The organism is Streptomyces fuscichromogenes (assembly GCF_014645815.1).
GTDB classification, from domain to species: domain Bacteria; phylum Actinomycetota; class Actinomycetes; order Streptomycetales; family Streptomycetaceae; genus Streptomyces; species Streptomyces fuscichromogenes.
In genome coordinates, this window is sequence record NZ_BMML01000014.1 from 169,328 (window position 1) to 190,092 (window position 20,765).

Consider the following 20,765-nt stretch of genomic DNA (forward strand, 5'->3'; position numbering starts at 1 on the left):
CTTCTTGAACGCGTTCAAAACGCTGACAGGGATGACTGTAGACCTTGTTTTGAACACGTTCAACTCGATGGCCGAGTGGCCCCGTTCACGCTCGCCGGGCCAGCTCCGGCCGCTTGCTGTAGTCCGTGAGGCCGAGGATGTTCCCCCAGGGGTCGGCGACCTCGACGGTCCAGCCGGTGGCCACGGAGAACGGCTCGTCGAGCACGGCGATCCCGGCCTCCTTGAGCCGCTCGGCCGCGGCCCGCGCGTCCGGCACCTCCAGCCACACACGCGGCGAGGCCCACACCGCCGGCCGGTGCCCCAGCCCCTCCTCGGTCCGCAGCAGGATCCCGGGGGTCTCGCCGCCGACCTTCAGCAGGGCGATGCCGCCCTCGTCGAACCGGAACCCGACCGTGAACCCGGCCCGCTCGTAGAAGGCGACGGCGTCCGCGAGCCTCCCGACGGGCATCACCACATTGTCGAACCCGAGCAGTTCGTACGACTCGTCATCTGACATACCGTCAGGTTAGAACCGCTCCCGCGCACCGACGGCCGACACGCGGAAGGCCCCGCGAAGCCGCCCCCGGCCGGCAAACGACGAGGGGCCGTTCCTCCCGTCGCTGGGAGAGAACGGCCCCTCATGGGGTTTCCGGTGTGGCGTCCGGTCAGAAGCGGCGCGTGATCAGCGCCCGCTTGACCTCCTGGATCGCCTTGGTGACCTCGATACCGCGCGGGCAGGCGTCCGTGCAGTTGAACGTCGTACGGCAGCGCCAGACGCCGTCGCGGTCGTTCAGGATCTCCAGGCGCTGCTCGCCGGCCTCGTCACGCGAGTCGAAGATGAAGCGGTGCGCGTTGACGATGGCGGCCGGGCCGAAGTACTGGCCGTCGTTCCAGAAGACCGGGCACGAGGACGTGCAGGCCGCGCAGAGGATGCACTTCGTGGTGTCGTCGAAGCGCTCGCGGTCCTCGGCCGACTGGAGACGCTCACGGGTGGGCTCGTTCGTGTCCTTCGTGATGAGGAAGGGCATGACGTCGCGGTACGCCTGGAAGAACGGGTCCATGTCCACGACCAGGTCCTTCAGGACCGTGAGGCCCTTGATGGGCTCGACCGTGATCGGCTTCGCGGGGTTGATGTCCTTGATGAGGGTCTTGCAGGCAAGGCGGTTCTTGCCGTTGATCCGCATCGCGTCCGAGCCGCAGATGCCGTGGGCGCAGGACCGGCGGAAGGTCAGCGTGCCGTCGATGTCCCACTTGATCTTGTGGAGGCCGTCGAGGACGCGCTCCTTCGGGTCGATCTCCAGCTGGAAGTCTTCCCAGACGGCGTCCGCGGAGACCTCCGGGTTGAACCGGCGGATCCGGAAGGTGACCGTGATCAGGTGGTCCGAGGCCGCGGCCTCCGCCTCCACCTTGTCCAGAACGGGGGTTGCCATCAGTACTTACGCTCCATCGGCTGGTAGCGGGTCTGGACGACCGGCTTGTAATCGAGACGGATGGACTCGGTGCCGTCGTCGCCCACCTCGCGGTACGCCATGGTGTGGCGCATGAAGTTGACGTCGTCGCGGTTGGGGTAGTCCTCGCGGTAGTGACCGCCGCGGGACTCCTTGCGGGCCAGCGCCGATACCGCCATGACCTCGGCGAGGTCGAGCAGGTTGCCGAGCTCGATGGCCTCCAGGAGGTCCGTGTTGAAGCGACGCCCCTTGTCCTGGATCGAGACGTTCTTGTAGCGCTCGCGCAGCTCCGCGATCTTCTCGACCGCCGTCTTGATCGTCTGCTCGGTGCGGAACACCATGACGTTGGCGTCCATGGTCTCCTGCAGCTCCTTGCGGAGCGTGGCGACCCGCTCGTTGCCCGTCGAGGTGCGCAGCTGCTCGATCTGGGAGACGACGAACTCGGCCGGGTTCTCCGGGAGTTCGACGTAGTCCACGGTGTGCGCGTACTCGGCGGCCGCGATGCCCGCCCGGCGGCCGAACACGTTGATGTCCAGGAGCGAGTTGGTGCCGAGGCGGTTGGCGCCGTGGACCGAGACGCAGGCGACCTCGCCGGCCGCGTACAGGCCCGGGACGACCGTCGTGTTGTCGCTCAGCACCTCACCCTCGACGTTGGTCGGGATGCCGCCCATCGCGTAGTGCGCGGTCGGCTGGATCGGGATCGGGTCGGTGTACGGCTCGATGCCCAGGTAGGTGCGCGCGAACTCGGTGATGTCCGGGAGCTTCGCGTCCAGCTGCTCCGGCGGGAGGTGGGTGAGGTCGAGGTAGACGTGGTCGCCCTCGGGACCGCAGCCGCGGCCCTCACGGATCTCCGTGTAAATGGAGCGGGACACGACGTCACGGGACGCGAGGTCCTTCATGACCGGCGCGTACTTCTCCATGAAGCGCTCGCCGTCCTTGTTGCGGAGGATGCCGCCCTCACCGCGGGCGCCCTCCGTCAGCAGGATGCCCATGCGCCAGATGCCGGTCGGGTGGAACTGGAAGAACTCCATGTCCTCCAGGGGCAGGCCACGGCGGTAGACCGCCGCCTGGCCGTCGCCCGTCAGCGTGTGCGCGTTGGACGTCACCTTGAAGAACTTGCCGGTGCCGCCGGAGGCGTAGATGACGGCCTTCGCCTGGAAGATGTGGATCTCGCCGGTGGCCAGCTCGTACGCCACCACACCGGACGACTTACTGACGCCGTCGACCTCGGTGATCAGCTGGTCCAGGACGTAGAACTCGTTGAAGAACTCCACGCCCTCCTTGACGCAGTTCTGGTACAGCGTCTGGAGGATCATGTGGCCGGTGCGGTCGGCCGCGTAGCAGGACCGGCGGACCGGCGCCTCGCCGTGGTTGCGGCTGTGACCGCCGAACCGGCGCTGGTCGATGGTGCCATTGGGCGTCCGGTTGAACGGCAGGCCCATCTTCTCCAGGTCGAGAACGGCGTCGATGGCCTCCTTCGCCAGGATCTCGGCGGCGTCCTGGTCGACCAGGTAGTCACCGCCCTTGACCGTGTCGAAGGTGTGCCACTCCCAGTTGTCCTCCTCCACGTTGGCGAGCGCGGCGGCCATACCGCCCTGCGCGGCGCCCGTGTGGGAGCGGGTGGGGTAGAGCTTGGTCAGGACCGCGGTGCGGCTGCGCTTCGTGGACTCGATGGCCGCGCGCATGCCCGCGCCACCGGCGCCGACGATGACGGTGTCGTACTTGTGGATCTTCATGATTCTCGCAGCCCCGTGCCTAGCGGATGTTCGGGTCGAAGGTGAAGATCACCAGCGAGCCCAGCAGGATGGTGAACACCGTGGCCGTGTAGAGCAGGCCCTTGAGCCACAGCCGGGTGTTCGCGCGCTCCGCGTAGTCGTTGATGATCGTGCGCAGGCCGTTGGCGCCGTGCAGCATCGCGAGCCACAGCATCAGCAGGTCCCAGACCTGCCAGAAGGGGCTCGCCCAGCGGCCGGCCACGAACGCGAAGCCGATCTTCGACACGCCGCCGTCGAGCACCAGCTGGATCAGCAGGTGGCCGAGGACCAGGACGACCAGCACGACACCGGACAGGCGCATGAACAGCCACGCGGCCATCTCGAAGTTGCCGCGGGTGGATCGCGGGGTCTTCTTGGTGCGCTTGCGCGGGGCCTCGATGAGGGGCGCCGGGTTGTCCACGTCGAAGAGCGGGGCGCCCTCGACGGGGCCGACGCCGGCGGCGGGGGTTTCAGTGGTCGACATCTGCGTCAGCTCCCGAACAGGACACGAGCGGCGTGGCCGAGAACGGGGTAAACGGCCCCGGCCATCAGGACGACCCAGACACCGACGACCGTCCAGAGCATCTGCTTCTGGTAGCGCGGGCCCTTCGACCAGAAGTCGACGGCGATGACACGCAGGCCGTTGAGCGCGTGGAAGAGGATGGCGGCCACGAGGCCGTACTCCAGCAGTGCGACGATCGGCGTCTTGTACGTGGCTACGACCTTGTCGTAGTCCTCGGGGGAGACGCGGACGAGAGCGGTGTCCAGCACGTGAACGAACAGGAAGAAGAAAATGAGGACGCCGGTGACTCGGTGAGCCACCCAGGACCACATTCCTTCCCGGCCGCGGTACAGCGTTCCAGCCGGCACGGAAGTCCCTCCGGGAGCGGGGTATCGGGGCCGCGCCGGCTTGTGCTGTCGGTCGGGCCCGGCCGGGTACGGTCCACCGGCCCCCAGCATCGTAGCGATGCGCTCGCGCTGGGCTTACGCCGGGCCTACCGGTGTGATCAAAGTGGCACGCGGATGGGTTAGCCGGGCGGCATCCGGGGTGGGTTGTCCGGTCATTTGCCGGGTGCGGGTGTGTTTGGGCTGGTCGCGCAGTTCTCCGCGCCCCTGAGGAGTTGCAGCAGACGTCCGCCTGCAAGGCGCCGGAGTTCCTCTGCCGCGATGACCCGTTCCTCCTCCGGATCGTTTGTCAAACGTGACCGGATGCCCTCCAGGACGCGGTCCAGGGACTCGGCGGGTGGTGTGTCGCCCAGGTAGATGACGAAGACATGTCCGAAGCGGGCCTCATAGGCCGCGTTCGCCGCGCTGAGGGCGGTGTGGGCGGCGGAGTACGTGCCGTCCGGCACCGGCGGCAGGCACTCGCCCGCCAACGCCTCGGCGAGGTCCGTCGGCGACAGGTCGTACGTCGCCTCGTCCGCCGCCGCCAGGAGGGACTCCACGTCCGGGTAGGGGCGGTGGTCCGCGATGCGGCGGGACCAGCGCGGGCTGTGCAGGCAGTGCAGGAGCAGCGCGTCGGCCTCGTCGTCGGGGGCGGCGTTGAAGGCGTCCAGCGGGGTGGGGAGGTGGGGCAGGCGGTGGGCGGGCAGCGTGGGTCCTCGCGTCACGTGCGGTGTGGCAGGGGATGCTGTGAGAGAAGTGTCGTTGACGTTATCGATGACGTTCACGGCGTGTCCGTCGGTTGCCTGAATTTCACCCGAACGGGAGAGTTTCGGATTGGGTCGGTGACGGTTGCGCGGTGGGTGCGTCGTAAGTTGTAGACGTGAGCCAGCACAGGCGCAGGCCGTCGACACGGCGGGACGCGCGGAGGCGGGCGGTGGTGGTCGCCGCGGCCTTCGCGGGGACTGTCGCGCTCGCCGCGGGCATCGGCGTATGGGCCTCCTCGGGCGGCGGGAGCGGCACCGGAGCGGCCCGGCAGCCCTCCGGCAGCCCGCGGACGGCCTCGTCCGCGGGGCGTTCCGGGGCGACGACCCCCACTCCCGCACCGACCCGCAGCTACCCCCTCTCCCAGGCCCCCCGCACCATCCCCGCCGTCCGCTCGCACACCGCCGCCCGCGGCCCCGGCTGGCGCCCGCGGCCGGGCGGCCGGGTCGTGGTGAGCAACGCGGCGCTCATCGACGAGGGACGGCTGACGGCGGGCGAGCTGGGGCTGACGTACGCCGGGCAGAAAGCCGCGGACGACGACGTCAGGCCGGGCGACCTGCGGCTCGACCTCGGCGGCGGCGGGGACCCGGAGTCGTACACCATGACCGTGCGCGGCGGTTCGGTGCGGATCAGCGGGCCCGGTGACGCGGGCGTCTTCTACGGCACCCGGACGCTGAAGCAGGAGGTGCACGGCGGCGGTACGGCCCCCGAGGGGGTGGTGCGCGACCAGCCGGCCAAGCCGCAGCGCGGGTTCATGCTGGACATCGCGCGCAAGCCGTTCACCGCGGACTGGATAGAGGCCCGGATACGAGAACTCGGCGACCTGAAGTACAACCAGCTCGGGCTGCACTTCTCCGACGACCAGGGCTTCCGGATCGAGTCCGACACCCACCCCGAGATCGTCTCCCGGGACCACCTGACCAAGGCACAGATCAAGGAGATCGTCGCCCTCGCCGCCGCCCGGCACATCCAGGTCGTGCCGGAGATCGACTCGCCGGGACACCTCGGCGCGGTCCTCGCCGCCCACCCGGAGCTCCAGCTGCGCAACGCGCAGGGCGTGCCCACCCGGGGTGCCATCGACATCTCCAGGAGCGCCTCGGCCAGGCTCGTCGACGACCTGCTCAACGAGTACGCCGACCTGTTCCCCGGCTCCTACTGGAACCTCGGCGGCGACGAGTACCAGGCACTGACCGTCGCGAACCCGCAGACCTCCTACCCGCAGCTCGCGGCCGCCGCCCGGCAGGCGTACGGCGCCTCGGGCACCGTCGCCGACCTCACCACCGGCTGGCTCGACGCCCGCGCCGACACCGTCCGCGCCCACGAGCGGACCATGCGGGCCTGGAACGACGGCTTCCTGCGCGGCACCTCCGCGCAGCCGGCCGAGGACCTCCAGGTCGGCTACTGGACCGGCAAGGAGAACGGCGCCCGGCAGCCCGTGGAGTACCTGAGGGCGGGCCGCAAGGTGCTCAACTACAACGACGAGTACCTCTACTACGTCCTCGGCGAGCCCAACACCTTCGTCTACCCGACCGGGCAGCGGATCTACGAGCAGTGGAGCCCGCGGGTGCTGCGCGGCACCACCGCGGTGGCCGCGCGGTACGAACCCCAGGTCCTCGGCGGCTCCTTCGCCGTCTGGTGCGACCTCGCCGACTCCCAGACCCAGGACCAGGTGGCGGCCGGCATCCGGATGCCGCTGCGGGCCACGATCCAGAAGCTGTGGGACCCGGGCACCCCGGCGATGTCCTGGACGGACTTCAGGAACCTCGCGAACAGACTGGGCTGATCCCGGATCGCGGTGGACGTACGGCGGTGACGGGCCGTATGTTCCGCATTCCGCGCGCGGGCCTGGGGAGGGCACCGTGCCCGACCGCGTCCCCGGGGGAACCGTCTTGATCTGCGCCCGCTGCCACCACTTCGCCGCCGCGCCCGGCACCACCCTGTGCCACCGCTGCCTGGGCGGCTCGACGGAGCCGGTCCCGCCCTTCGGCAGCACGCCCGGTCAGTGGCTGCGCTCGCCGGTGGGCCTCGGCTGGGCCACCGTCGTCCTGCTCGGGGTGGTCGTGGCCGCCGACCTGTTCTCCGTCTGGGCGGACCTCCTCCAGTACGACGCGGCGGGGGCACTGGCGGACGGCGAGACCGGCGCCGCCGCGTTCCGCCGGGCCGACCGCGCCGACCGGATGCTGGGCGTCGCCGGCGGTGCCCAGGCGGGTTCGCTGCTCGCCTGCGGGATCGTGTACCTGAGCTGGTTCCAGCGGGTGCGGGCCAACGCCCAGGTGTTCGACCCGCTCGGGCAGAGCAAGTCGCCGGGCTGGGCGATCGGCGGCTGGTTCGTACCGGTCGTGAACCTCTGGTACCCGCGCCGGATCACCCTCGACGTCTGGGACGCCAGCAGCCCCTGGGGCACGACCCGTTCGCACACGCTGGTCAACGCCTGGTGGACGCTGTGGCTGGCCGCGCTGTTCGCCGACCCCCTCGCCACGAGCGGCGACGACGCGGAGGGTGCCGCCCAGGTCCGCGACGGCGCCCTGCGACTCGTCCTCTCGGACACCCTCGACATCGCCGCCGCCGTCCTCGCGATCCTGGTCGTGGTGCGGCTGACCCGGATGCAGCACGAGAAGGCGACGGCGGGCGCGGCCCCGACAGGGTTCTGACACCGCCCCGTCCCCTCGGCCACCGGCCCCTCCCTTCGGCTGTCCGTCCGTCCGTTCGTCCGCCCGCGCGCCCGTACGCGTCTGGTGGACCCCCGTGCCCCTGTGGTGTATTCGGCGCGGGACCATTCGGGGACACAGGGGGACGGACATGGGCTACTGGGGGTATTTCGTCGTCGGTCAGGGTGAACCGCCGTCCGGTGGGGGGCACTTGTGGCGCTCGGGTCCCGGCGGCCGGCGCGTGTGGCGCTACGACAGTCCCGGCGCCGACGTCGGCAGCATGAACGCCCTCGCCGCGCGCACCGGCGCACCGGCGCTCTTCGGCTATGTGATGGACGGCGCCTGCGTGGTCGTCGAGGCAGCGGCGCCGCGGAGCGGTGGCTGGACCACCTGTCTGGGCCGGGCGGCCGCGGCCCGCTTCCTGGCCGTCGACGGGCAGGGGCTGTCCCTGGACGACTACTTCCTCGACCCCCGCGACGCGGCCGACCGCGCCGCCGCCTGGGCCGCCGAGGCCGGGCACACCGTCGCCCCGGAGGCGCTCCTCGCCGTACTGACCGCCGATCCCGACCCGGACGCGCCGTTGGCTGAAAACCCTTTCTTCGGGCTTCTCCGGATCCTGGGTGTCCTGCCTGTGTGACACTGCCGTACCGTCGCACGCAGTCAGGGAGTGTACGGGCTCCGTGCATGTCGGGCCTTGGTGTGTACCGTTTCTGGGAGGCGTGGGATGAGCCTGGTGGAGCTGATCGCTCAGGCCGATGAACGCGGACTGGCCGCCAGCGGGTTGGCCTGTTTGGATCGGTGCGTGCCGCTGCTGGGCGGGGACGACCTGGTGCTGCGGCCGCTGTGGGCGAGCCTCGCCGACGGCTCCGACTGGAGCGCGGGACTGGAGAAGGCGCGCGGCGCGCTCGGCGCGGGCGACCGGCCAGGCGAGGCCGAGGCGCTCGCCCGGCGGATGCTCGACGCCGCCCCCGCCGCGCCCGAGGCCGACGCCGTCCGGCTGTGGGCCGACGCGTGTTCCGTCGCCTCGCTCCGGATCCACCGGATCCTCGACCCCGCCGGGGACACCTCGTCCCCGGTGGACAGCCGCCGCGAGGGCGGCACCGAGGGCATGTCCCCGCTGGTCGCCGCCGAACTGCGCCGCCAGGTCACGGTGCTCGAACTGCTCGCCGGGCACGGCGCGGCCGGACTGCGCCGCGCGCTGGACGTCTCCACCGAGGGCCGCCGGGTGCTGCGCGCGGTGGTCTCCCGCCGTGCCCGCGGGCGCGGGTGAACCATTCGTGAGGGCGGTGGGCGGGTCCTGCGCCGGTTGCCGCGGCAGCGCCGAATCCGGGTGACGAAACCGCCGTCGGCCTGGATCTTCCCTATGTGAGAGCCCACTACGTGACATCCCGCCAGGGGACAGCGCAGCAGCAGACCAGGCCGCACGCCGCCGCCAGACCGGCCCGGTGGGCGGCGGACGCGGTGGCGGTCCTGCGCGAAGGCGCCCGGGTCCGGCTCGACTACTCGGCGCCCAGCCTGTGGCGGGTCGACCGGGTGATCGAGGAGATACGCCGGGAGGGCGTGCCGTACGACGCCGTGCGCGAGACGCTGCGCGGCCTCGGGGCCTACGCCGGTGAGGTGATCGTCCGTCACACCGGCGCCGAGTGGTGGGCGTCCGGCGGGGAGCACTGGATCCGTACCCCCGACGGCCGGCTGTGGGACCCGATCGACGAGGCCCGGCGGTGCTACGGCGGCCACGGCTCCCTGCGACTGCTGTGCCGGGACGCCCTGGAGTAGCCAGGGGCGCGACAGGCGGCGAGAGGGTCGGCAAAAACACCGTAATAAGAGACGCAGGCGTTCCCAAGTGGGTGTCGGGGGAGCACGATTGGCCCATGGCCGACAACCGACGCTGGTGGGCCCTCGTCGTCATCGCACTGGCCCAGCTGATGGTCGTGCTCGACATGACCATCGTCAACATCGCGCTCCCCTCCGCCCAGGTCGCCCTGCACATGTCCGACGGCAACCGGCAATGGGTGATCACCTCCTACACCCTCGCCTTCGGCGGACTCCTGCTGCTCGGTGGCCGGATCGCCGACCTGGCCGGACGCAGGGTGGCGTTCATGACCGGCCTGGTCGGCTTCGCGGCCGCCTCCGCGCTCGGCGGGGCCGCGGTCGACCAGGGGATGCTGTTCGGGGCACGGGCCCTGCAGGGCGTGTTCGCCGCGCTGCTCGCCCCGGCCGCGCTGTCGCTGCTCACCACGACGTTCACCGACCCGAAGGAACGCGGGAAGGCGTTCGGTATCTTCGGCGCCATCATCGGCGCCGGTGCCGCGGTCGGGCTGCTCGCGGGCGGCTTCCTCACCCAGTACCTGGACTGGCGCTGGTGCCTGTACGTCAACGTGCCGATCGCCCTGGCCGCGTTCGCCGGCGCCTGGGTCCTGCTGCCCGGCGGCGGCCGTCATCCCGACGCCCGCCTCGACGTCCCCGGCGCCCTGTTCGGCTCGGCCGGCATGCTCGCCCTGGTCTACGGCTTCTCCGAGGCGGAGTCCCGGAGCTGGACCGACGGCCTGGTCCTGGCGCTGCTCTGCGGCGGGGTCGCGCTGCTCGGCCTCTTCGGGTACTGGCAGACCCGGGCCCCGGTGCCGCTGCTCCCGATGACCGTCGTACGGGACCGGCAGCGCATCGGCGCGTTCCTCACCGTGCTGCTGGTGACCGTCGGCATGTTCGGCGTCTTCCTCTTCCTGACGTACTACATGCAACGCGTCCTCGGCTACTCGCCCGTGAAGACCGGCGTCGCCTACCTCCCCATCACCGTGGGCATGGTCACCGGCTCCACCCAGGTCGCCGCCCGGCTGCTGCACCGGGTCCCGCCCCGCGTGCTGATGGTGCCCGGACTGCTGGTCGCGGCCGGGGCGCTGGTGCTGATAGCCCAGGTCGGGGTCGAGCCGGCGTACGCCTCGCACATCCTGCCCGGCATGCTGATGCTCGGCCTCGGCATGGGCACGGCGATGATGACCTCCGTCTCCCTGGCCACCGGCAACGTCGCCCCGCGGGACTCGGGCGCGGCCTCGGCCACCTTCAACACCGCCCAGCAGGTGGGCGGTTCGATCGGTACGGCACTTCTCAACACCATCGCCGCCAGCGTCACCACCCGGTACGCCACCGCGCATGCCGCGACCGTCCCGGACAAGGCGCTGCTGGCCGCGAAGGCCGCGGTGCACGGCTTCAACGTGGCCACCTGGTGGGCGATGGCCGCGCTGCTGCTGGGTGCGCTGGTCGCCGGCGTGGTCGTGAACGCGGACCGGGTACCCACCCCGCAGGCCGCGCCGGAACGGGCCCCGGAGCCGGTGGACTCGGCCACCTGAGCCCCACCGGCATCGGCCGGGCTCCCCGCCCGGCCTCGCCCGACCTCGGCCCACCTCGGCCGACCGTGTCGGCTGTGAACTCCCTGTGTGACATTTCGGTGCGGCCCGGCGCTGGTGATCGTGGGGGCCGTGCGCACCACCGCGGGTGCCGCACGGCGCCGCACGGCGCCGCACGGCTCGGCACGGCATGGCACGGGTTCGGGTTCGGCAGAGCCCGATTCGCACTCGGTACGGACGGGATCGCGTTGGGCCAGGGAGGGGACACCCGCCGCGCACAGGCGTACGACGGTGAGCTCGGCGCGGCCGTGGCGCGCGCCCAGGAGGGCGACGAGGCGGCCTTCGCGGTCGCCTACCGGCTGGTGCAGCCCGGCCTGCTCGGCTACCTCCGCGGGATCGTCGGGGACGACGCCGAGGACGTGGCCGCCGACGCCTGGCTGGAGATCGCCCGGGACCTGGGGCGCTTCCAGGGCGACGGGGCCGGTTTCCGGGGCTGGACGGCGACCATCGCCCGGCACCGGGCCCTGGACCATCTGCGCCGGCAGCGGGTACGGCCCCGGCCGTCGGTGCCGGAGCGCGACCTGCTGGACCTGCCGTCCGGGCACAGCACCCACGAGCAGGCGCTGGAAGCGCTCTCCACCGAGCGCGCCCTGGAACTGGTCCGCTCGCTGCCCCGCGACCAGGCCGAGGCCGTGCTGCTGCGGGTGGTGGTCGGCCTCGACGGTCCCGCCGCCGCCCGGGTCCTCGGCAAGCGTCCGGGCGCGGTGCGCACCGCCGCCCACCGCGGGCTGAAGGCCCTGGCCCGGCGGCTGGGTGTCACGGACGGGACGCGGGCGGAGCCGAACTGAGCAGGAAGGAGGGACCGGAACATGGGTGAACGACGCGGCCACGACGCCGACCGCGGCCGTCGGTCCGCGCACCCGGGTGGCACGGCGACCGGACCCGGGCTGGAGGCCGTGCTCGCCGCCGCGCTCCGCGAGGACGGTGTGGACACCGAGGGCGAACAGCGGGCGATGACCGCCTTCCGCACCGCCCGGGACACCGGCGCCCATCGCGCCCGTCCCCGCCGCCGCGACGACTGGCGGCCCGTCCCGACACCGTCCGACTGACCCGGACCGCACGGGACGTCCGGTCCGCCGGTCGCGTATCGGTCACGTCGATCGCGGAGTGGGGCTGGCTCTCGTCTACTGCGGGGATGGGTCCTCATCTGGGTGTTTCTGACTGTTCCTGACCGCTGTTGGTCACGCGTTGGTCATACGGCAAACCGCTGGGTGTCCGCGTTCAGGGGCAAATCCAGTACGACGTTTTTTGTCGAAGTACACTTGGACAAATTTTGTCACAGTCGATGTAGATGTAGATGTAGATGTGGATTCGGAGGAGGGCGAGTGAAGGAAAGCCCGCTGGCCAAGCCGGACGACGTGGTCGACCGGAGCCGGGAGTGGGATCTGCTCGCGGAGTTCCTGACCGATCCGGATCCGGCGATGCGGCTCGGCATCGTGTCGGGCCGGCGGCGGCACGGGAAGTCGTACCTCCTGCAGGCCCTGTCCGAGCAGGTCGGCGGCCTGTACGTCACAGCGGTGCGGGAGGAGGGGCGGTTGCCCGCGATCCAGCGGTTCAGTGACGCGGTCGCCGTCCACGCCGGTCTGAGGCCAGGAAGTCTGCGTCTGACCGATTGGCGTGACGTCCTCTCCAACGCCCTCGATGTGACCGCCCGTTCGACCCACCCGCTCTTGGTGATCGACGAGCTGCCGTACTTGCTCCAGCACTCGCCTGAAATCCCGGGGCTGCTGCAACAGCTTTACGACGAACGCCAGCGGGGCGCCCGGCCCGGTGCCGGGCCGGGGCCGCGGCTGATCCTGTGCGGCTCCGCGATGAGCGTCATGCACGAACTGCTTTCGGGGACCAAGCCGCTACGGGGACGTGCCGTCGTCGATCTACGGCTGGGTGCCTTCGATTACCGTGACAGCCGGTCCTTCTGGCAGATCACCGACCCGCTGACCGCGCTGAAGGTGCACGCGGTCCTGGGCGGAGCCCCCGGCTACCGGCCGGTGGCCGCCCGGCCGCATCCGGACGACGGCTTCGACACCTGGCTCACCCGGACGCTGCTGGACCCGGGGCGGGCGGTGTACTCGCGTACCGAGACCGAGTACCTGCTGCGTGAGGACCCGAGGATCACGCAGCACACGCTGTACTACGACATCCTCACCGCGATCGCGAACGGGGCGAGCACACCCAGCAGGATCGGTGCCGCCCTGGAGCGCCCGCGCAACGCCGTCGCCCACCCGCTCGGAGTGCTCGAATCCACCGGCTACATCCGGCGGGAACAGGACATCCTCCGCTCCAGGCACCCCGTCATCACCCTCGTCGACCCCGTCATCCGCTTCAACCAGCTCATCACCCTCCCGCAGGTCGCCGCCGTGGAGCAGGGCTTCGCCGAGCAGGTGTGGCAGCAGGCGGCTCCGACCTTCAACTCCAAAATCCTCGGGCCGCACTTCGAGGACCTGGCCCGCGACTTCACCCGCCGCTACGCCCACATCCTGCTGCCCAGCGGACTGCCTGGCCCGGTCGGTACCACCGAGGTCGCTGACCAGGCCGCCCGGACGAAGCACGAGGTCGATGTCATCGCCCTGGCCGCCGGTGAGCGCCCACAGGCTCCTCGCGCGAGGATCGCGCTGCTGGGCGAGGCCAAGGCGACCGCCGCCCGCCGGGGCACCGGTGACCTGGAGCGCCTGGAACGCGTCCGTGGTCTGCTCGCAGACCAGGGGTACGACACCGCCTCCACCACTCTGGCCCTGTACTCCCTGCACGGCTTCTACCCCGACCTGGTCGACCTGGCCGACCATCGTGACGATCTTCTCCTGGTCGACCTGGCCACCCTGTACGGCAGCTGACACCAAGGGGCGCCAGTCTTTGAACCAGGCACGCCTTGGTCCCGCAGGCGAGCCGCGTAGGGGACGACCTGGCTTTCCCCAACGGGGCGCACCGGAACCCGGCGCGCGTGTCGAATCCCGCCGAGCCACTGGCGGAACGGCGTAATGCTGACCTGCGTACAACGGTTGTCGGAGTGCCCCTCGTCTTTCGGCCCACCGGCCTTCGCCTCTCAAGCCATCCTGTTCCGTCGAAGACATCGGCCTTCCTGCAGGGCGGCTCGCCGTCTCGACCGGTCACGTCCCTGTGAGGACACCGTTGGCGAATTCGGTGGTGTCTATGCGGGGTGCAGGCGGCTGAGTCGGGAGGTTCGGGTGCTGGCGAGTGGGTGAAGTGACCCCTCAGGTCCCGACACTTCCGTTCTATGCCGCGAGGTCCAGCCGTTGATGGCAGGTGGTCGAGGTTGAAGTCCTCCAGCGTCTTGACCTGCGGAAAGTGGGCCGTGCGGATCCGCATCGGGGTGCCCTTGGACTCCCGATCGGCGACCTGCCGCTGCAGCAGGGCCGCCAGATACTCCTCGTGGGACCAGTTCTGGTCTCGGGCCTGGTCGGGTCGGCCAGCTCCTCCCAGAAGGCACCGATGGTCGGTATCTTCAGCACCCTGGTCAGGTAGGACAGCATCGACTCAAGCTCATGAACAGGCCGATCCCGAGCAGCGGAAGAGCTGGTGGCGGAGATCCGGGCCGAGCGCAGGAGTGGACCGGGATGGCTGCTGCACGGGAGCGCAGAGTAGATGGGGTTGACGAGCCAGCGACCGGAGCGGCTCAGCTCATCGGTCTGGCTAGCATCACACGTGACGTCTGGTCCGTTGGTCACGCGCTGGCCGCATTGGTCACGAAAATCGCTCATCGCCGCAGTTCAGAGCCATAGACCGAAGCAACGGCCGGGGCCGCCACCCCCCACAGGAGAGGCCCCGGCCGTCGCGCGGTACGGACCGCGCGGCGGCCCGTACTCTGTTCAGCGCCATGAGTGCGTTTTCTGTCACACCCCACGGCGTCACGAGTCAGTTGCACTTTGTACGGACGTGGACGGCGAACGGTTTCAGTGCGTAACGTGCAGTTCGCGCCGGGCCGCGGGGGACGCATGACCACCGCAACCATCCGCGGCCCCGAACACCGCAACCATCAATTGAGGAACCACGACGGCGAGGAACCACGTCCGCGAGAGCGGCGCCGGTTTAGGCGCAAAGAGGGATATCGGGTGCTGGGGGACGACGCGGAGCTGACCGCCGCGGTGCGTGCGGCACAGGACGGGGACGAGACCGCGTTCCGCATCGTCTATCGCGCGGTCCAGCCACGCCTGCTCGGATACGTCCGAACGCTGGTCGGTGACCCGGACGCCGAGGACGTCGCCTCCGAGGCCTGGCTCCAGATAGCCCGTGACCTCGACCGGTTCAGCGGCGACGCCGACCGGTTCCGCGGCTGGGCCGCCCGGATCGCCCGCAACCGTGCCCTCGACCACATACGGATGCGCGGCCGCCGCCCCGCGATCGGCGGCGACGAGACGGAGCTGGCCGGCCGGGCCGCCGACTCGGACACCGCCGGCGAGGCCATAGAGGCGCTGACCACCGACTCCACCCTCTCCCTCATCGCCCGGCTGCCGCAGGACCAGGCCGAGGCGGTCGTCCTCAGGGTGGTCGTGGGCCTGGACGCCAAGACCGCCGCCGAGACCCTCGGCAAACGCGCCGGCGCCGTCCGGACGGCAGCCCACCGGGGCCTGAGGAAACTCGCGGAAATGCTCGGCGCCGATCCGGAGAAGGCGGGCGTCCTCGACGCGCTTCCGCCCCAAAGAGAACCGAAGGATCGTACGGTGACGTCCGCCAGTGTGACGCATACGCGTTCGCGGACGCAGAAGGACATGTGATGGCCGACGAGCGGTACAAGTGGCTGAACCGGGTGACGGCGGAACGTCTGCTGCGCGGTGAGTCGCTCGAAGCTGTCGATGCCTCCGCCCGTGACCAGGCAGAACGTCTCGCCAGGACGCTCGGCGCGCTCTCCGCGCGGGCCACGCCGGCCAGCGCCGAACTCCCCGGTGAGGAAGCCGCGCTGGCTGCCTTCCGCAAAGCGCGCGAATCCGCCGAGGACGCGGGGACCGGTGCGGTCGCGCAGCCTTGGACGGGCGGGCGGGCCGCCGACGCGGGTCTCTTCCGTATCGGCGCCGGTTCCCGGCCGAACCGGGTCCCGGGCCGGCCGGGAACCGCACGGCTCCGCCCCGCACGGCTCGGCCTCGCCGCTGCGCTGACCGTCGGCATGCTCGGCGGGGTCGCGGTGGCCGCCGGCACCGGGGTGCTGCCCACGCCGTTCGACGACAACCGTCCCGGCCCGGCCGCCTCCGTCTCCGCCGCCGGTACCCCCGCCCGCCCGGACGGCTCCTCGTCCCCCGAGTCCCTGCTCGGCGGCGAGAGCGCCACGCCCTCCTCCGGTGCCACGTCCGCCGGTTCCGGGCAGAGCGCGCCCGGCTCGTCCGGCAGGCCGAAGAACCGGGACAGCGCCTCGCCCGGCTTCCCGGCCGGCGGGTGGAGCGGTGCGCTGACGTCCTGCCGTGCGATCCAGAACGGCAAGACGCTGGGCGCCGACCGCAAGCGCGCCCTGGAGGGCCTGGCAGGCGGCCCCGGCCGGGTGAACAAGTTCTGCAAGGCGGTCCTCGGCCCCGGGCTGACCGGCAAGGACACCGCCTCCGGCGACGACAACGGCAGTGGCAACGGCGGCGGCAGCGGCGGCGGCAGCGGCGGCGAGAACGGCGGCAGCGGCCAGGGCGGTCAGAACGGCGGCCAGGGCGACGGCAGCGGTCAGGGCGACGACGGCGGCGGCCGGCCGGGCAGAGGCAACGGCCTCGGTATCGGCGGTCCGGGCGGCGGCAAGGGTGACAGCCACGGCCAGGACGGCATGGCCACACCCGCCCCGACCGCCTTCTCGCCCCGGCCGTCGAACCAGGCCGGCGCCTTGCCCAGCCCCACCTACAGCGCGCTTTGACCTTTACGCACCGCTGTGACCTGCGGTTTTGAAATTCGCTGAACTTTTTTCCCGCGAGGTGTGACGTTTTCGGCGGCGACGCCGCAGTACAGAGTGAGCCGACTGGTCATCGGCCGTCGCACAGAGCCGGGGTTCCCCCCGTACCCGTGGCTCGTGCATCGGCGCGGGCGGGACACGTTCCCCCGGTCCCGCCCGCGCCCCGAACATCCTTCGCACGTCCCCGCTCACCAGTAGACGACGACCTTGTCGCCGTTGCGCACCTGCGCGAACAGGGCCGCGATCGCCGCCTCGTCCCGCACGTTGACGCACCCGTGCGAACCGCCCGCGTAGCCCCGGGCCGCGAAGTCGTAGGAGTAGTGCACCGCCTGGCCGCCGCTGAAGAACATCGCGTACGGCATCGAGGAGTGGTAGAGCGTCGAGAAGTGGTGGCGGGACTTCCAGTAGACGTGGAACACCCCCTCGCGCGTCGGGGTGTACTGCGCCCCGAACCGCACCGACATCTCCGACACCGTGCGCCCGTCGATCATCCAGCGCAGCGTCCGGCTGGTCTTGCTGATGCACAGCACCCGCCCGGTCAGGCACCGCGGATCGGGCGCGGCGGCCGGCTGACCGCCCATCAGGTACAGCTCCCACTTCCCCGGTCTGTGCGTCATCCGCACCAGCCGCCGCCAGGTCACGGCGTCGGTCTCACCCGTCCGCGGCAGCCCGCGCCTGCCCTGGAAGCCCCGGACGGCCTGAGCGGTGAGGTCGTCGTAGGTCCCCGTGGGCCCGTCGAACAGCCAGTCGACCTGGCGCAGCCGGGCCTGCAGCTCACGGACACCGGTGCCGGTGTCGCCGCGGGTGAAGACGATGTGCGGCGGGTCGGTCTCGACAGCGGACGGGGACGCGGACGGTGACGGGGCGGAGGTGCCGGCCCTGGGCGTCGGACTGCGCGGGAGGTCGATGTGGACGGGCGAGTGCCCCTTGGCGTCCCCGCCGGCCGGCGGCTGCACGGTGCACCCGCTCAGCGCGGCCAGTGCGGTCAGCGCGGCCAGTGCGGCGGCCAGGATCCCTGTGTGCCCCGAGACCTTCATGCCGAGGATGCTTCCCCGCGTGACCGCCGCCGAACAAGGGGGCATGGTGGGAACCGACAGACGTACCGGGACAGAGCAGTACCGGCGCAACGGCGTGCCGGCCTACCGCGGAGGTCATCTACCATGGTCCGTGAGTCGGAGTCGGGACTGCCCGTCGAGCCGGTCTACGGACCGGAGGACCTGGCGGGCTGGGACCCGGCCGGCAAACTCGGCGACCCGGGGTCGTACCCCTTCACCCGGGGCGTCCACCCGACGATGTACACCGGCCGCCCCTGGACCATGCGCCAGTACGCCGGCTTCGGCACGGCCGCCGAGTCCAACGCCCGCTACCGGCAGCTCATCGCGCACGGCACCACCGGCCTCTCCGTCGCCTTCGACCTGCCCACCCAGATGGGCTACGACTCCGACGCGCCCCTCGCGCACGGCGAGGTCGGCAAGGTGGGGGTGGCGATCGACTCGGTCGACGACATGCGGGTGCTGTTCGCCGGGATCCCCCTGGACCGGGTCTCGACGTCGATGACGATCAACGCCCCGGCGGCCGTGCTGCTCCTGCTGTACCAACTGGTGGCGGAGGAGCAGGGGATCCCGGCGGACGCCCTGACCGGCACGATCCAGAACGACGTCCTCAAGGAGTACATCGCGCGGGGCACCTACATCTTCCCGCCCGAGCCGTCGCTCCGGCTGACCGCGGACGTCTTCCGGTACTGCCGGACCGCGCTGCCGCGCTGGAACACGATCTCGATCTCCGGCTACCACATGGCCGAGGCGGGGGCGTCTCCGGTGCAGGAGATCGCGTTCACGCTCGCCGACGGCATCGAGTACGTGCGCACCGCGGTGGCGGCCGGCATGGACGTCGACGACTTCGCGCCCCGCCTCTCCTTCTTCTTCGTGGCCCGTACGACGCTGCTGGAGGAGGTCGCCAAGTTCCGTGCGGCACGCCGGATCTGGGCGCGGGTGATGCGGGAGGAGTTCGGCGCGCGCAACCCCAGGTCGCTGATGCTGCGCTTCCACACCCAGACCGCCGGGGTCCAGCTGACCGCCCAGCAGCCGGAGGTGAACCTGGTCCGGGTGGCGGTCCAGGGCCTGGCCGCGGTCCTGGGCGGCACCCAGTCCCTGCACACCAACTCCTTCGACGAGGCGATCGCCCTGCCCACCGACAGGAGCGCCCGCCTCGCCCTGCGCACCCAGCAGGTACTGGCCCACGAGACCGACGTGACCGCGACCGTCGACCCCTTCGCCGGTTCCTACGCGATCGAGCGGATGACGGACGAGGTGGAGGCGGCGGCGGTCGGCCTGATGCGGAGGGTCGAGGACCTGGGCGGCGCGGTCGCGGCCATCGAACACGGCTTCCAGAAGGGGGAGATCGAGCGCAACGCCTACCGCATCGCGCGGGAGCAGGACAGCGGGGAGCGGGTGGTGGTCGGCGTCAACCGCTTCCGGCTGGACGAGGAGGAACCGTACGAGCCGCTGCGCGTCGACCCGGCCATCGAGGCCCGGCAGACGGAACGCCTCGCCCGGCTGCGCGTCGGCCGCGACCGGCGGACGGTCGCCGCCGCCCTCGCCGCCCTTGCGAAGACCGCCGAGGGCGACGACAACGTCCTCCCGCCGATGAAGGAGGCCCTGCGGGCGCGGGCCACGGTGGGAGAGGTCTGCGACGCGCTCCGGGAGGTGTGGGGGGTGTACGTCCCGACGGACGTGTTCTGACAGGGAGCGCCCGGGGGCGTTGTCGGACCCGCGTGCGACACTGCTTCTCATGTTCGGCGTCATCGATCTCCCCACCTATCTGGCAGGACTCGTCCTGATCGTCCTGCTGCCCGGTCCCAACTCCCTGTACGTGCTGTCCGTCGCCGCGCGGCAGGGGATCCGGGCCGGTTACACCGCCGCCGCGGGCGTGTGGTGCGGGGACACCGTGCTGATGACGCTGTCGGCGGCCGGGGTGGCCTCGCTGCTCAAGGCCAACGCCGTGCTGTTCGGGATCGTGAAGTACGCGGGCGCCGGCTATCTCACCTGGCTGGCGGCCGGGATGCTGCGGGCGGCCTGGAAGATGTGGCGGTCGCGGAAGGAACAGGCGGCCGAGCAGGCGGCGCCGGTCGCCGCGCCGGCCCACGAGCGCCCGTACCGCCGCGCCCTGGTGATCAGCCTCTTCAACCCCAAGGCGATCCTGTTCTTCATTGCCTTCTTCGTGCAGTTCGTAGACCCGGGGTACGCCTACCCCGCGCTGTCCTTCGTCGTCCTCGGCGCCTTCGCCCAGCTGGCCAGCTTCCTGTACCTCAGCGCCCTGATATTCAGCGGCACCAGGCTGGCCGACGCCTTCCGCCGTCGCAAGCGGATGTCGGCGACGGCCACTTCGGCGGCCGGGGTGCTGTTCCTGGGGTTCGCGGTGAAGCTGACGCTGGCCAGCGCCTGAGCCGTCCGTCCGATGGCCCCGCCACCGTCGGGGTCACAGGTGTTCGGTGAGCCGTTCGGCGGCCCAGTCGGCCCACTCCGCTGACGTCGTGGAGCCGCGCAGGCCGTATTCGAGGATCAGCCAGCCGCAGATCTGCACCGGGTCGCCGACCCATTCGGCGTTGTCCCGCACGGCTTCCAGCGCGGCGAGGCGTTCGCGGTTGATGCGGGCGAAGTTCTCCAGGTAGTCGACGCCCTCCTCGCGGCTGAGCGTCCACAGGAAGAAGACCCGGAGCAGGGCGGCGCTGCGGAAGGCGAAGTCGGTGCCGGGTTCGGTGAGCCAGCCGCGCAGTTCCGCGCGCCCTGCCTCGGTGATGCCGTACTCGCGGCGCTGGCGTGCGCCGGTCCCGGTGACCTCGATCAGACCCTTCTCGCTGAGCTTCGCCAACTCGCCGTAGACCTGGCTCTTCTGGGCCGGCCACACGACGGCCAGGCCTGACTCGAACCGCTTGAGCAGGTCGTATCCACTGGCGGGCTGCTCGGCCAGGAGGCCGAGGAGTGCGTGGGGCAAGCTCATGACCTCACCCTACC

General features: G+C 71.1%; 21 protein-coding genes and 1 pseudogene. 13 read left to right on the forward strand and 9 right to left on the reverse strand.

The window, feature by feature from the left end; translation table 11 throughout:
- Window positions 1–85: 85 nt before the first annotated feature.
- The 6 genes from IEZ11_RS28645 to IEZ11_RS28670 form a co-directional block, all read right to left on the reverse strand.
- Window positions 86–496, reverse strand: coding sequence for a VOC family protein (locus tag IEZ11_RS28645; RefSeq protein WP_189265795.1), 411 nt, complete (start codon window positions 494–496; stop codon window positions 86–88).
- A 148-nt stretch (window positions 497–644) separates the two neighbouring features.
- On the reverse strand, window positions 645–1,409 hold the full coding sequence (locus IEZ11_RS28650) for a succinate dehydrogenase iron-sulfur subunit (protein ID WP_189265796.1): 765 nt from the start codon (window positions 1,407–1,409) through the stop codon (window positions 645–647).
- Complete coding sequence (gene sdhA / locus IEZ11_RS28655; protein WP_189265797.1) at window positions 1,409–3,163, reverse strand: succinate dehydrogenase flavoprotein subunit; 1,755 nt, start codon at window positions 3,161–3,163, stop codon at window positions 1,409–1,411. The genes IEZ11_RS28650 and sdhA overlap by 1 nt, the downstream gene beginning before the upstream one ends.
- A gap of 19 nt (window positions 3,164–3,182) precedes the next feature.
- Entirely contained in the window at window positions 3,183–3,665 is a 483-nt protein-coding gene (locus IEZ11_RS28660) for a succinate dehydrogenase hydrophobic membrane anchor subunit (protein WP_189265798.1), read from the reverse strand.
- 5 nt (window positions 3,666–3,670) lie between these two features.
- Complete coding sequence (sdhC, locus tag IEZ11_RS28665) at window positions 3,671–4,051, reverse strand: succinate dehydrogenase, cytochrome b556 subunit (protein ID WP_071659649.1); 381 nt, start codon at window positions 4,049–4,051, stop codon at window positions 3,671–3,673.
- Window positions 4,052–4,242: 191 nt separating this feature from the next.
- Complete coding sequence (locus tag IEZ11_RS28670) at window positions 4,243–4,791, reverse strand: 2-oxo-4-hydroxy-4-carboxy-5-ureidoimidazoline decarboxylase (RefSeq protein ID WP_189265799.1); 549 nt, start codon at window positions 4,789–4,791, stop codon at window positions 4,243–4,245.
- 155 nt (window positions 4,792–4,946) lie between these two features.
- Here IEZ11_RS28670 and IEZ11_RS28675 point away from each other — a divergent pair, with 155 nt between their 5' ends.
- The 9 genes from IEZ11_RS28675 to IEZ11_RS28715 all read left to right on the forward strand — a co-directional run bounded on the left by IEZ11_RS28675 (window position 4,947) and on the right by IEZ11_RS28715 (window position 13,708).
- The gene (locus IEZ11_RS28675) at window positions 4,947–6,611 is read left to right on the forward strand and encodes a beta-N-acetylhexosaminidase (RefSeq protein ID WP_189265800.1); all 1,665 of its coding nucleotides are present in this window, start codon (window positions 4,947–4,949) and stop codon (window positions 6,609–6,611) included.
- Window positions 6,612–6,687: 76 nt separating this feature from the next.
- On the forward strand, window positions 6,688–7,479 hold the full coding sequence (locus IEZ11_RS28680) for a DUF4328 domain-containing protein (RefSeq protein WP_229713415.1): 792 nt from the start codon (window positions 6,688–6,690) through the stop codon (window positions 7,477–7,479).
- Between the two features lie 148 nt (window positions 7,480–7,627).
- Window positions 7,628–8,113: a hypothetical protein gene (locus IEZ11_RS28685; protein WP_189265801.1), complete on the forward strand. Its 486-nt coding sequence runs from the start codon at window positions 7,628–7,630 to the stop codon at window positions 8,111–8,113.
- Window positions 8,114–8,200: 87 nt separating this feature from the next.
- Window positions 8,201–8,746, forward strand: a complete 546-nt coding sequence (locus tag IEZ11_RS28690; RefSeq protein WP_189265802.1) for a hypothetical protein — start codon at window positions 8,201–8,203, stop codon at window positions 8,744–8,746.
- 95 nt (window positions 8,747–8,841) lie between these two features.
- Window positions 8,842–9,252: a hypothetical protein gene (locus IEZ11_RS28695; protein ID WP_229713416.1), complete on the forward strand. Its 411-nt coding sequence runs from the start codon at window positions 8,842–8,844 to the stop codon at window positions 9,250–9,252.
- 95 nt (window positions 9,253–9,347) lie between these two features.
- Complete coding sequence (locus IEZ11_RS28700) at window positions 9,348–10,820, forward strand: MFS transporter (protein WP_189265804.1); 1,473 nt, start codon at window positions 9,348–9,350, stop codon at window positions 10,818–10,820.
- Between the two features lie 245 nt (window positions 10,821–11,065).
- Window positions 11,066–11,665, forward strand: a complete 600-nt coding sequence (locus tag IEZ11_RS28705) for an RNA polymerase sigma factor (protein ID WP_189265805.1) — start codon at window positions 11,066–11,068, stop codon at window positions 11,663–11,665.
- A 21-nt stretch (window positions 11,666–11,686) separates the two neighbouring features.
- The gene (locus IEZ11_RS28710) at window positions 11,687–11,926 is read left to right on the forward strand and encodes a hypothetical protein (protein WP_189265892.1); all 240 of its coding nucleotides are present in this window, start codon (window positions 11,687–11,689) and stop codon (window positions 11,924–11,926) included.
- 276 nt (window positions 11,927–12,202) lie between these two features.
- Complete coding sequence (locus IEZ11_RS28715; protein ID WP_189265806.1) at window positions 12,203–13,708, forward strand: AAA family ATPase; 1,506 nt, start codon at window positions 12,203–12,205, stop codon at window positions 13,706–13,708.
- 439 nt (window positions 13,709–14,147) lie between these two features.
- Here IEZ11_RS28715 and IEZ11_RS52535 read toward each other — a convergent pair.
- Window positions 14,148–14,315, reverse strand: a pseudogene (locus tag IEZ11_RS52535) (ATP-binding protein); the annotation flags it as partial.
- 629 nt (window positions 14,316–14,944) lie between these two features.
- On the opposite strand from IEZ11_RS52535, the gene IEZ11_RS28720 reads away from it, so the two are divergent.
- Together IEZ11_RS28720 and IEZ11_RS28725 are read left to right on the forward strand one after the other, a co-directional pair.
- The gene (locus tag IEZ11_RS28720) at window positions 14,945–15,607 is read left to right on the forward strand and encodes an RNA polymerase sigma factor (RefSeq protein WP_189265807.1); all 663 of its coding nucleotides are present in this window, start codon (window positions 14,945–14,947) and stop codon (window positions 15,605–15,607) included.
- Window positions 15,607–16,716: a coiled-coil domain-containing protein gene (locus IEZ11_RS28725; RefSeq protein WP_189265808.1), complete on the forward strand. Its 1,110-nt coding sequence runs from the start codon at window positions 15,607–15,609 to the stop codon at window positions 16,714–16,716. The genes IEZ11_RS28720 and IEZ11_RS28725 overlap by 1 nt, the downstream gene beginning before the upstream one ends.
- A 224-nt stretch (window positions 16,717–16,940) precedes the next feature.
- Here IEZ11_RS28725 and IEZ11_RS28730 read toward each other — a convergent pair whose 3' ends face one another.
- Window positions 16,941–17,789, reverse strand: coding sequence for a L,D-transpeptidase family protein (locus IEZ11_RS28730; RefSeq protein WP_189265809.1), 849 nt, complete (start codon window positions 17,787–17,789; stop codon window positions 16,941–16,943).
- 123 nt (window positions 17,790–17,912) lie between these two features.
- On the opposite strand from IEZ11_RS28730, the gene IEZ11_RS28735 reads away from it, so the two are divergent.
- Both IEZ11_RS28735 and leuE read left to right on the forward strand, forming a co-directional pair.
- Window positions 17,913–19,493 carry an acyl-CoA mutase large subunit family protein gene (locus tag IEZ11_RS28735; RefSeq protein ID WP_189265810.1) on the forward strand — a complete coding sequence of 527 codons (1,581 nt, stop codon included), beginning with the start codon at window positions 17,913–17,915 and terminating at the stop codon, window positions 19,491–19,493.
- A 49-nt stretch (window positions 19,494–19,542) separates the two neighbouring features.
- Entirely contained in the window at window positions 19,543–20,196 is a 654-nt protein-coding gene (gene leuE / locus IEZ11_RS28740) for a leucine efflux protein LeuE (protein WP_189265811.1), read from the forward strand.
- 33 nt (window positions 20,197–20,229) lie between these two features.
- Here leuE and IEZ11_RS28745 read toward each other — a convergent pair whose 3' ends face one another.
- Entirely contained in the window at window positions 20,230–20,751 is a 522-nt protein-coding gene (locus IEZ11_RS28745; RefSeq protein WP_189265812.1) for a PadR family transcriptional regulator, read from the reverse strand.
- Window positions 20,752–20,765: the final 14 nt, after the last annotated feature.